The organism is Ramlibacter sp., assembly GCF_013697775.1.
Classification (GTDB): Bacteria; Pseudomonadota; Gammaproteobacteria; order Burkholderiales; family Burkholderiaceae_C; genus Ramlibacter.
The window spans coordinates 1-11,031 of record NZ_JACCWG010000331.1 but is presented as its reverse complement, the minus strand read 5'-3'; the positions used below and the strand labels follow the sequence as shown (position 1 = coordinate 11,031).

General features: G+C 70.1%; 11 protein-coding genes and 1 pseudogene. 4 read left to right on the top strand and 8 right to left on the bottom strand.

Going from position 1 to position 11,031, the window contains the following annotated elements:
- The 5 genes from H0U68_RS16755 to H0U68_RS16735 form a co-directional block, all read right to left on the bottom strand.
- Window positions 1-572: ABC-type transport auxiliary lipoprotein family protein (locus H0U68_RS16755; protein WP_296357611.1), on the bottom strand; the 572-nt coding region annotated here is incomplete at its 3' end.
- Window positions 569-1,525: an MlaD family protein gene (locus H0U68_RS16750; RefSeq protein WP_296357609.1), complete on the bottom strand. Its 957-nt coding sequence runs from the start codon at window positions 1,523-1,525 to the stop codon at window positions 569-571. The genes H0U68_RS16750 and H0U68_RS16755, both read right to left, overlap by 4 nt.
- A 271-nt stretch (window positions 1,526-1,796) precedes the next feature.
- Window positions 1,797-2,627, bottom strand: a complete 831-nt coding sequence (locus H0U68_RS16745) for an ATP-binding cassette domain-containing protein (RefSeq protein WP_296357607.1) — start codon at window positions 2,625-2,627, stop codon at window positions 1,797-1,799.
- Window positions 2,627-3,742, bottom strand: a complete 1,116-nt coding sequence (locus H0U68_RS16740) for an ABC transporter permease (protein WP_296357605.1) — start codon at window positions 3,740-3,742, stop codon at window positions 2,627-2,629. Before H0U68_RS16740 ends, H0U68_RS16745 begins: the two co-directional genes overlap by 1 nt.
- 64 nt (window positions 3,743-3,806) lie before the next feature.
- Entirely contained in the window at window positions 3,807-4,760 is a 954-nt protein-coding gene (locus H0U68_RS16735) for a LysR family transcriptional regulator (RefSeq protein ID WP_296357603.1), read from the bottom strand.
- 104 nt (window positions 4,761-4,864) lie between these two features.
- Between H0U68_RS16735 and H0U68_RS16730 the strand changes: the two genes are divergently transcribed.
- Together H0U68_RS16730 and H0U68_RS16725 are read left to right on the top strand one after the other, a co-directional pair.
- Window positions 4,865-6,406, top strand: a complete 1,542-nt coding sequence (locus H0U68_RS16730; RefSeq protein WP_296357601.1) for a CoA-acylating methylmalonate-semialdehyde dehydrogenase — start codon at window positions 4,865-4,867, stop codon at window positions 6,404-6,406.
- Between the two features lie 42 nt (window positions 6,407-6,448).
- Window positions 6,449-8,125: a GMC family oxidoreductase N-terminal domain-containing protein gene (locus tag H0U68_RS16725; protein WP_296357599.1), complete on the top strand. Its 1,677-nt coding sequence runs from the start codon at window positions 6,449-6,451 to the stop codon at window positions 8,123-8,125.
- On the opposite strand, the gene H0U68_RS16720 is transcribed toward H0U68_RS16725, so the two are convergent.
- A complete protein-coding gene (locus H0U68_RS16720) occupies window positions 8,122-8,436 on the bottom strand; it encodes a hypothetical protein (RefSeq protein WP_296357597.1) in 315 nt (104 codons plus the stop codon). The two genes, H0U68_RS16725 and H0U68_RS16720, sit on opposite strands and share 4 nt — an antisense overlap.
- A 1-nt stretch (window position 8,437) precedes the next feature.
- Window positions 8,438-9,061 (bottom strand): annotated as a pseudogene (locus H0U68_RS16715) (ammonia channel protein); the annotation flags it as partial.
- Window positions 9,062-9,398: 337 nt separating this feature from the next.
- Between H0U68_RS16715 and H0U68_RS16710 the strand changes: the two are divergent.
- Together H0U68_RS16710 and H0U68_RS16705 are read left to right on the top strand one after the other, a co-directional pair.
- Window positions 9,399-10,157, top strand: coding sequence for a TSUP family transporter (locus H0U68_RS16710; RefSeq protein WP_296357595.1), 759 nt, complete (start codon window positions 9,399-9,401; stop codon window positions 10,155-10,157).
- Between the two features lie 32 nt (window positions 10,158-10,189).
- Window positions 10,190-10,720 (top strand): DUF2946 family protein, encoded by a 531-nt coding sequence (locus H0U68_RS16705; protein ID WP_296357593.1) that lies wholly within the window; start codon window positions 10,190-10,192, stop codon window positions 10,718-10,720.
- Between the two features lie 8 nt (window positions 10,721-10,728).
- On the opposite strand, the gene H0U68_RS16700 is transcribed toward H0U68_RS16705, so the two are convergent.
- On the bottom strand, window positions 10,729-11,031 hold a 303-nt coding region (locus tag H0U68_RS16700), incomplete at its 5' end, for a c-type cytochrome (RefSeq protein ID WP_296357591.1).

The following is an 11,031-nucleotide window of genomic DNA, read 5'->3' as shown; positions in this document are numbered from 1 at the left end:
CCCGGGGCGTCCGCCGTCGGCGCGGGGCGCCGCACCGTGATCACCCGCTGGCCGATCAGTTTTTCGCCGCCCACCGTGTTGTCCAGCAGGGTGCAGCGCAGGCGGATCGAGCCGCTGCTTTGCGTCTGCGCCTCGAACGACTGCGTGAACTCCTCCAGCGCGACGCGCAGCACGCGCGGTCGCGCGCCGCTGGCGCGCATCAGTGCCGACGCCTCTTCGGTGTCGAGCACCAGGTGCTCGCGGCCCAGCTGTTCGCGCAGGCGCTGGCGCACCAGCTGCGCCGGCTGCGCGCTCCAGCGCGCGAAGGCGTACGGGCGCAGCTCGTGCTCGTTCACGTAGCTCAGGCGGTACAGCAGCGCCGTGCTCTCGAAGGAGCCGGCCGCGTCCACATCAGCCAGCAGCAGCGCCCCCAGGTCGGTGCCCGTGGGCTGCGTGGCCTCGGCACCTGGGCCGAAGTCGTACTGCGTCTGGCGCACCGGCTTGTCCGGCAAGGCGCTGCAGCCCGCGAGGGCGAACACCGCGGCGGCGGCGACAGGGGCCAAAAGGCGAAGGACGGCGCGTTGTTTCATCATTTCCCCGCTCCCGGCGACTGGAAGCCCGGCTCGCCCGGCCCCGGCTGCACCGTGCCGTTGCCGAAGATCAGCGATTGCGGATTCTCCCGCACGCCGGTGGCCGCGCGGCCCAGCTGGCGCACCGCGCGCGAACTGTCCTCGGCCACCTGGTTGATGCGCGGCAAGGTGGCGGTGTTGAACGAATCGGCCGCGTGCGACAGCGCCTGCGCGCCGTCGGCCAGCCGGTCCACCGGTCCGTCCTTGGCGTTGAGCCGGCGCGCGGTGCTGCCGAAGTCGGCGGCGGTGCGGCCCACCGCGTCGGCGGCCTGGCGCGCCGAGCGCAGCGTGGTGGTGGCCTCGGCCAGCGCCGGGTCGACGCGCTTGGCCACCGTCTGGTCCAGCCGCTGCACGAGCTGGCCGGTGCTGGCCAGGGTGTCGTCCAGCCGCACGATGGCCGAGGTCAGGCGCTTCTGGTTGTCGTCGCTCAGCACCTTGTTCAGCCGCCCGGTCACCTGCTCCACCTGGTCAAGGATGGCTTCGCTCTTGTCCTGCAGCTTGGCCACCAGGCCCGGTTCCAGCGGAATGCGCGGCGGCGCACCGCTGCCGGGCACGAGCCGCACGGCCTGCTTGCCGTGGTCCGACAGCTGGATGAAGGCCAGGCCGGTGACGCCCTGGTAGCTGAGCGTGGCGAAGGTATCCTTGGTCATGGGCACCTCGCGATCGACCTCCAGGCGCAGCAGAACGTTGCCTTGCTCCTTCGGGTCGAACGTGATGGATGCGACCTTGCCCACGTCCACGCCGCGAAAGCGCACCGGCGCCTGCGTCTGCAGGCCGGTGACGGTCTCGCGCGTGGAGATCTCGTAGACGTCGCGCACGCCGGTGTCGCGCGTCAGCCAGGCAGCCAGGCCGAGCAGCAGCACCGCGCAGGCCACCACGAAGATGCCGGCCGCCAGGGCATGGGCTTTGTTTTCCATAAACCTCTTTCACTCGCAAAAGTCGCTGCGCGACTTTTGCGAGTGCGTTCAATTTGTGCGGGAAGGCCCGGCAAAGCCGGTTCCTTCCCGCAAGAGGGACCACGCTGCACGTTGTTTCGCGTGATCCATTTGGCAGGCAGCACGCCACCCGCCCCGGACTGCGCGAAACGAAGTGCAGCGCAGTCTCACCTGCTTGCAGGAACCGGCTTCGCCGGGCCTGCAAGCACCAACCAACCAACTTTGAAAAGCCGCCGCAGGCGGCTTTTCAAAGTTAGACGGCAAACGGATATTCGCGCAGCAGTTCCATCGCCCGCTGGCCGCGCTCGCCCAGGAAGAAGTCGTGGATGAACGGGTGCGGATGGGCGATCACCTGCTTGGGCGTACCGCTTACGATCACCCGCTGGTCCGCCAGCACGGCGATGCGCGTGGACAGCTCGAACAGCGTGTCCAGGTCGTGCGTGACCATGATGACGGTCAGCTGCAGGTCGCGGTGCAGCGAGCGCAGCAGCCGCACGAAGCCGTCGGAGCTGTCCGGGTCCAGCCCCGCCGTGGGCTCGTCCAGCAGCAGCAGCGGTGGATCCATCACCAGCGCGCGCGCCAGCGCCGCGCGCTTGATCATGCCACCCGAGAGCTCCGAGGGGCGCTTGTCGGCGTCCGACGGCTTCAGTCCCACCATCTGCAGCTTGACCATCGCGGCTTCGCGCACCAGCGCGTCGGGCAGCGAGCGCAGCTCGCGCAGCGGGAAGGCGACGTTCTCCAGCACGCTGAAGGCGGAGAACAGCGCGCCGTGCTGGAACAGCATGCCGATGCGGCTGGCCGCGCCCTTGCGCGACAACTCCTGGATCGGCTGGCCCAGCAGGCGCACCTCGCCGGCCGCCGGCGTCTCCAGCCCGAGGATCTGGCGCAGCAGCACCGTCTTGCCGGTGCCCGAGCCGCCGACGATGGACAGCACCTCGCCGCGCTGCACGGTGAGATCCAGGTCCTTGTGGATCACCGCGCGCTTGGCCGGCGTGACGAACACCGACGAGAGCTTGCGGATCTCCACCATCGGCACGCCGGCCGGCGGCAGCGCGGCGGGTTCTTCGAGCTGCTGCGTGTCCATCAGCCGCCCACGTCCTTGAACACGATGGCGAACAGCGCGTCCACCAGGATCACCACCGTGATGGCGGTGACCACCGAGGACGTTGTGCCGCGGCCCAGGCTGTCGGTGTTGGGCTCCACGCGCAGGCCGAAATGGCAGCCGACCAGCGCGATCAGGATGCCGAACACCACCGCCTTGCAGGTCGCCAGCACCAGGTTGCTCACCGGCACCGCCTCCGGCAGCGCCGTCAGGAAATAGGTGGGCGTGATGTCCAGCTGCACCGCCGAGATCACCATGCCGCCGGCCAGCGCGCACAGCGTGGTCCACACGCTGATCAGCGGCATGCCAATGGCCAACGCCAGCGCGCGCGGCAGCACCAGGCGGTAGCTGTGCGAGATGCCCATCACGCTCATGGCGTCGAGTTCCTCGGTGACGCGCATGACGCCGATCTGCGCCGTGATGGCCGAGCCCGAGCGGCCGGCGATCAGGATCGCCGCCAGCATCGGCCCCAGCTCGCGGATGAGGCCGATGCCCAGGATGTTGATGATGTACGCGTCGGCGCCGAACTGGTGCAGCTGGCGCGCGGTGAGGTAGGCCAGCACCACGCCGATCAGCAGGCCCACCAGCGCCGTGATCGGCAGCGCGGAGGCGCAGATGCGGTACAGGTTGCCCGACAGGTCGCGCCACGGCGCGGTGTGCGGCAGCGCGACCATCCGGCCCACGTCGAACGCCAGCTGTCCCAGCAGGGCGACGACGGCGCGGATATGGCCGAGGAAATGCAGGATCTGGCCGCCGAGCGCCAGGAACAGCTGCCGCGCCGTGGGCCGCGCCAGCGCCGGCACCGCGGTGGTGAATTGCGCCACGCGCTCCAGCACCGCGCGCTGCGCGGGCAGCAGCTCCAGCTTGGCCGGCCATTGCTGCTGCCAGTGGTCCCACAGCAGCTGGGCGCCCACGTGGTCCAGCTGGCTGGCCTCGCGCAGGTCCCAGGCCTGCGTGGCCCCCGGCGCCGGCAGGCCGGCACGCAGCTGCCGGAAGCGGCGCCGCTCGGCGAATTGCGCGGCTGTCCACTCGCCCAGCAAGCGCACGGGCTCGGAGGGCGAAGGCGGGGGTTCGATGCGGGGCGTGGGTTCCACCATGGCGTGAGCCTGCCATCCTAGCGGCAGAGCCGCCATCTGGGCTGTAGGAAAACAACGGTCTGGCTCATCCGGCGAGCGAAAAGCCCGGCGCCAGCTGCTCGCGCAGGTGGTCGACCAGGCATTGCACCGCGCGCGGCACCTGCGGCGACCAGGGCCGGATGGCGTAGATCGCATCGCCGAAGAAGCCGAGCGGGCGCCACTGCGGCAGCACCTGCACCAGTTCGTTCGCGCCCAGGTGGCCGGTGGCGGTGAAGTCCGGCAGCAGGCCGATGCCCAGGCCGTCCAGCACCGCTTGGCGCAGCACCTCGCTGTTGTTGGCCTTCAATGGTCCGTTCACGGCCACCGCCACGCGCTCGGGCTCGGTCCTGCGGCCCACCTTTTGCCCGGACATGCGTTCGAACGACCAGCTCTGGCCGCCGTCGCGCAAATACAGCAGGCAGGCGTGCCGCGCCAGGTCGCTTGGATGCGCCGGCGCTTCGGCCTGCCGCAGGTAGCTGGCGGCGGCGACCAGCACCGAGCGCGACGGGCACAGCGCCCAGGCCACGTGGGTGTCCGGCGGCGCCTGCGTGTGCCGGATGGCGAGATCGAAGCCTTCCTGCGCCAGATTGACGAAGCGGTCGTTCAGGTCCAGCTCCAGCCGGATTTCCGGATACCGTGCCAGGAAGGCCGGCAGCAGCGACGCCAGGTGCTGGCGGCCCAGCGCCACCGGTGCGGTGAGGCGCACCAGCCCGCGCGGCGAGCCGGCCAGGTCGCGGATGCCGGCGAAGCTCTGCGCGATGCGCTCGAACGGCGCGCGCGTGTCCTCCACCAGCTGCTGTCCGGCCTGGGTGAGCACCACCGAACGCGTGGTGCGGCGCACCAGCGGCACGCCGGCCGCGCGCTCCAGCTCGGCCACGCGCCCGCTGGCCGAGGCCTTGGAAATGCCCAGGCGGCGCGCCGCCTGCGTGTAGCTGCGCGTCTCGGCCAGCACGGTCAGCAGGTGCAGGTCGGCAAACGAGGGAGTGGCGGGCGTCTTCATGGGAACTGTTCAATTATGCGAACAATCTGGTCAGGAAAGCGAGCTTTCCAAACCGGAAGGCAGCGCCTAGACTGCGCCGACTGCCCCACGCAAGGAATACCGCCATGAACGCACCCGACAAATCCATCGCCACCGCCGCCCTCGCCTCCATCGAACACTGGGTCGGCGGGCGCATCGTTCCCGGCCAGAGCGGCCGGCGCGCAGACGTGTTCAACCCGGCCACAGGCGTGGTGAGCGGCAGGGTCGCCCTGGCCAGCGCCGAGGAAGTGGCCGCCGCCGTGGCAACCGCGCAGGCGGCCTTCCCCGCCTGGGCCGACACGCCGCCGATCCGCCGCGCGCGCGTGATGTTCAAGTTCCTGGAGCTGCTGAACAAGCACAAGGACGACCTGGCGCGCATCCTCACCGCCGAACACGGCAAGGTGTTCAGCGACGCGCAGGGCGAGGTGATGCGCGGCATCGAGATCGTGGAGTTCTCCTGCGGCATCCCGCAGCTGCTCAAGGGCCAGTACACCGACCAGGTGTCCACCGGCATCGACAACTGGACGCTGCGCCAGCCGCTGGGCGTGGTGGCCGGCATCACGCCGTTCAACTTCCCGGCGATGGTGCCGATGTGGATGTTCCCGGTGGCCGTGGCCGCGGGCAACTGCTTCGTGTTGAAGCCCAGCCCGCTGGACCCGAGCGCGTCCCTGCTGATGGCGCGGCTGTTCAAGGAAGCTGGCCTGCCCGACGGCGTGTTCAACGTGGTGCAGGGCGACAAGGACGCGGTCGATGCGCTGCTGGAACACCCGGACGTGAAGGCGATCTCCTTCGTCGGCTCCACCACGGTGGCGCAGAAGATCTACGAAACCGGCGCCAGGTTCGGCAAGCGCGTGCAGGCGCTGGGCGGCGCGAAGAACCACATGGTGGTGATGCCCGACGCCGACATGGAGCAGGCCGCCGACGCGCTGATCGGCTCGGCCTTCGGCGCCGCCGGCGAGCGCTGCATGGCGGTGTCGCTGGGCGTGCTGGTGGGCTCGGCGGCCGACAAGCTGATCCCGGTGCTGGCCGAGCGCACGCGCGCGCTGAAGGTGAAGAACGGCACCGACCCCGACGCCGAAATGGGCCCGGTCATCAGCGGCGCGGCGCACCAGCGCATCGCCGGCTACATCGCGCAGGGCGAAACCGAAGGCGCCAAGCTGGTGGTCGACGGCCGCAAGTTCCAGGGCGCGGCAGCCGGCAGCGGCTGCGACAACGGTTTCTGGCTGGGCGGCACGCTGTTCGACAACGTCACCGCCGATATGAAGATCTACAAGGACGAGATCTTCGGCCCGGTGCTGGGCTGCGCCCGCGTGAAGGACATGGCCGAGGCGCTGGAGCTGGTGAACTCGCACGAGTACGGCAACGGCGTGGCCTGCTTCACGCGCGACGGCAACGTGGCGCGCGAATTCGCGCGGCGCGTGCAGGTCGGCATGGTCGGCATCAACGTGCCGATCCCGGTGCCGATGGCCTGGCACGGCTTCGGCGGCTGGAAGAAAAGCATGTTCGGCGACATGCACGCCTACGGCGAGGAAGGCGTGCGCTTCTACACCAAGCAGAAGTCGATCATGCAGCGCTGGCCGGAAAGCATCGCGAAAGGCGCCGAGTTCATGTTCCCGACGTCAAAATAAGGCGCGCCGGACCCGGTTCCGGCAACAAAGGACGCGAGGGGCATGAGCGACACAACGTTCGACTACGTGATCATCGGCGCGGGCACCGCCGGGTGCCTGCTCGCCAACCGGCTGAGCGCCGGCGGGCGCTACCGCGTGCTGCTGATCGAGGCCGGCCGGCGCGACGACTACCACTGGATCCACATCCCGGTCGGCTACCTGTACTGCATCGGCAACGCGCGCACCGACTGGCTGTACAACACCGAGCCCGACGCCGGCCTGAACGGGCGCAGCCTGCGCTATCCGCGCGGCAAGGCGCTGGGCGGCTGCTCCAGCATCAACGGCATGATCTACATGCGCGGCCAGGCGCGCGACTACGACGGCTGGGCCCGGCTCACCGGCGACGCCAACTGGACCTGGGACAACTGCCTGCCCTACTTCAAGAAGCACGAGGACTTCTACAAGGGCGCCGACGCGGCGCACGGCGCGGGCGGCGAATGGCGCGTGGAGCGCCAGCGCCTGCGCTGGGACATCCTCGACGCTTTTGCCGAAGCGGCGCAGGAAGCCGGCATTCCGCACACCGAGGACTTCAACCGCGGCGACAACGAAGGCGTCGGCTACTTCCAGGTGAACCAGAAGAACGGCTGGCGCTGGAACACCGCCAAGGCCTTCCTGCGGCCGGTCTGCTACGGCCGTCCCAACTTCGAGCTGTGGACCCATGCGCAGGTGTCGCGCCTGACCATCGAGACGCTGCCCGACGGCTCGAAGCGCTGCACCGGCGCGCGCGTGCTGGCCGGCGACGAGATGGTGGACGTGCACGCCGCGCGCGAAGTGCTGCTGTGCGCGGGCAGCATCGGCTCGCCGCAGCTGCTGCAGCTGTCTGGCATCGGTGCGCCAGCGCTGCTGCGCCAACATGGCATCGCCGTGGAGCAGGACCTGCCCGGCGTGGGCGAGAACCTGCAGGACCACCTGCAGATCCGCGCGGTGTTCAAGGTGGCCGGCGTGGAGACGCTCAACACCCTGGCCAACCACTGGTGGGGCAAGCTGAAGATCGGGATGGAATACGCGGTCAAGCGCAGCGGCCCGATGAGCATGGCGCCCTCGCAGCTGGGCGCCTTCACGCGCAGCGACCCGAGCCAGCCCTGGCCCAACATCGAATACCACGTGCAGCCGCTCAGTCTCGACGCGTTCGGCGAACCGCTGCACAGCTTCAATGCTTTCACGGCAAGCGTCTGCAACCTCAACCCGACCAGCCGCGGCTGGGTGCGCATCCGCAGCGCGAATTTCCAGGACGCGCCAGCCATCGCGCCCAATTACCTCAGCACCGAGGAAGACCGCAAGGTGGCGGCAGCGTCGCTGCGCGTCACGCGCCGCATCGTGCAGCAGCCGGCGCTTGCCAAGTACCAGCCGGTGGAGTGGAAGCCCGGGCTGCAATACCAGAGCGACGAGGACCTGGCGCGGCTGGCCGGCGACATCGCCACGACCATCTTCCATCCGGTGGGCACCACCAAGATGGGCACCGACGACGACCCGATGGCCGTGCTGGATGCGCGCATGCGCGTGCGCGGCGTGGCGAGCCTGCGCGTGGTGGACGGCGGCGCCATGCCTACCATCACCAGCGGCAACACCAACTCGCCGACCTTGATGATCGCGGAGAAGGCCGCCGAGTGGATCCTGCGGGACGCGCGGCAGGCAGCGCCTTCTGCCGCCGTCCCTGTCGCGGCCGCCGTGACGGCCTAGCGGATGCGGCCCACGTAGCCGCGCGCCGGTTCGCTCTCCGCGCCGGCGCCGTGCAGCAGATCGGCCGCGCTTTGCAGCAGCGGCTTGGCCCGCACCTCATGCGGTGCCAGCACCGCATGCTCCAGCTTGCCGGCCCACTCCGCCAGTTCGGGGTGGCCGTCCTCCACCGCCTTGGCGCGCGCGAACCGCACGATCTCGCGCGCGTAGTCGGCATTGCCGGCCATCCATTCGGTGTCGGTGACCCGCCCGGTCTTGCGCCGCAGCAGCACGTGCAGGTGCGCGGCGATCGCCAGGTTTTCGCTCGTGCCCATCTCAGGCTCCCAGCCGTTCGCGGTGCTCCCCGATGTCCAGCCCCGCCAGCTCCACCTGCTCGTCGACGCGAAGCCCCACCAGCCAGCGCGTGACCAGCAGCAACACCGTGCTCATCACGATGGCGTAGGCGGACACGGCCGCCACGCCGATCAGCTGCGTGAGCACGCTGCCCTCGGCACCGGAGATCGGTTTGCTTGCCAGCACGCCGGTGAGCAGCGAGCCGACGACGCCGCCGACCGCGTGCACGCCGAACACGTCCAGCGAATCGTCGGCGCGCAGCAGGCGCTTCAGGCCGGTGGCGCCCCAGTAGCACACGATGCCCGCGGCGGCGCCGATCAGCAGCGCCGAGCGCAGCGACACGTAGCCCGAGGCCGGCGTGATCGCCACCAGCCCCGCGACCAGGCCGGAGCACAGTCCCAGCAGCGAGGGGCGGCCGCGCACCACCCAATCGGCCAGCATCCAGGCGATGGCGATGGCGCCGGCGCAGGCGGCCACGTGCGTCACCGCCATCGCCAGCCCGGCACGCCCGTCGGCGGCGATCGCCGAGCCGGCGTTGAAGCCGAACCAGCCGACCCACAGCATGCCGGCGCCGGCCATGGTCAGGCCCAGGTTGAATGGTTCGAAGGCGTGCCAGCGCCGCGCGTTACCGATGCACACAAGTGCCGCCCCTGCGCTGGTCCACGCCGGTGCGGTATGGCCGCGCCGCAGGCCCGGACGCCCCGCTTCGGGCCGGGAAACTCCCGATTCGGGGCGCGGCGGACCGCGCTAGAGTCCTTTCAATCGCATCGCGCGGCCGCAAGGCGCCCGAAGGCGAGGGGACCGAGGAGACAAAACCACCCGCCGACGCAAATCGTGCCGGCGGCGAGAAAAAGCTGAAACGTTGGAAGCGCCGCTGATGCGGCGCTTCTTTTTTGGCGCTCCGTTTCCTGGCCGCTGCTGAGCCGATGCGACAATTCCGCCCATGGAGTTGCTGCTGGTGTCGCTGGCCTCGCTGCTGGCCGGTTTCGTGGATGCCATCGTCGGCGGGGGCGGGCTGGTTCTCATTCCCGCGCTGTTCGCCGTCTATCCCACCGCCCATCCCGCCACCTTGCTGGGTGCCAACAAAGGCGGCGCGATCTGGGGCACGGCCATCGCCGCGGCGCAGTACAGCCGGCGCGTGCAACTGCGCTGGCCGGTCCTGCTGCCTGCCATGGCCACCGGCTTCGCCGGTTCGCTGGCCGGCGCGTGGGCCGTCACCGTGGCCTCGCCGCAGTTCCTGCGCAAGCTGCTGCCCTTTGTGCTGCTGGCCGTGCTGCTGTACACGCTGGCACGCAAGGACCTGGGCCGCCACCATACGCCGCACCTGTCGCCCCGCGCCGAAACCGCCATCGCAGCGGGCATCGGCCTGCTGCTGGGCTTCTATGACGGCTTCTTCGGCCCGGGTGCCGGCAGCTTCTTCGTGTTCCTGTTCGTGCGCGCGCTGGGCTACGACTTCGTCAATGCCTCGGCCTCGGCCAAGCTGCTCAATACCGCCACCAACCTGGCGGCGCTGCTGCTGTTCGCCTTCAAGGGCCACGTGTGGTGGCACATCGCCGCCGCGCTGGCCGTGGCCAACGTGGTGGGCAGCCTGCTGGGCACGCACCTGGCGCTCAAGCACGGGGCAGGCTTCGTGCGCGGCGTGTTCCTGCTGGTGGTGTCGGCGCTCATCCTGAAGACCGGTTACGACGCGTTCCTGCGCTGACCCGGAGGCCCAGGCCGCTTCCATAATGGGCCATGGACGACATCGTGCGCCAGGCCATGGCGAAGTGGCCCAACGTGCCCCACTGCTACGCGTGGCTGGGGCTGGACGCGCGCGGCCAGTGGTACATGCGCGACGACCGGGTGCAGGCGGCGGGGCCGTTTCCGGCCAGCAAGGGATCGCTGCTGCGCCACGACAAGCTGGTCGGATTCATCCACCGCAACTACGGGCACGATGCCGAAGGCCGCTGGTATTTCCAGAACGGGCCGCAGCGGGTCTATGTGGAGCTCGAGGTCGCGCCGCTGGTGTGGCGCGTGGAGGCGGACGGCAGCGTCGCAGCCCACACTGGCCAAGCGGTACAGGTGCGCGGCACGGTCCTCGACGAACTGGGACGGCTCTACCTGGACACCGAGCTGGGCTTCGGCCTGGTGCATAGCATGGACATGCAGTGGGCGGCCGACCACGTGGAATCGGGCGCCTGGCAGCCGCAGGAGATCGCCGCGGCGGACCTGCCGCGGCGTTTCGGCTATGTGCCCAGCCCTGCGGCGGGGCAGGCGCCGAAGTGATCCGGGCCTTACTTGGCGGCGTTCACCATGTAGGCCACCGCCGCCTGGATCTCCGCGTCCGACGCCGAGGAACCGCCCTTGGGCGGCATGGCGCCCTTGCCCTTGGTGACCGACTGCACCAGCACGGGCATGCCCTGCTGGATGCGCGGCGCCCAGGCCGCCTTGTCGCCGAACTTGGGTGCGCCGGCAACACCGGCGGCGTGGCAGGCGAAGCAGGCCTGCTTGTACAGGGCCTCGCCACCCGCGCCGGCGGCGGCCGTCGGCGCAGGCGCCGCAGCCGGAGTTGCCGCGGCAGCGACGGTGGTGGGAGC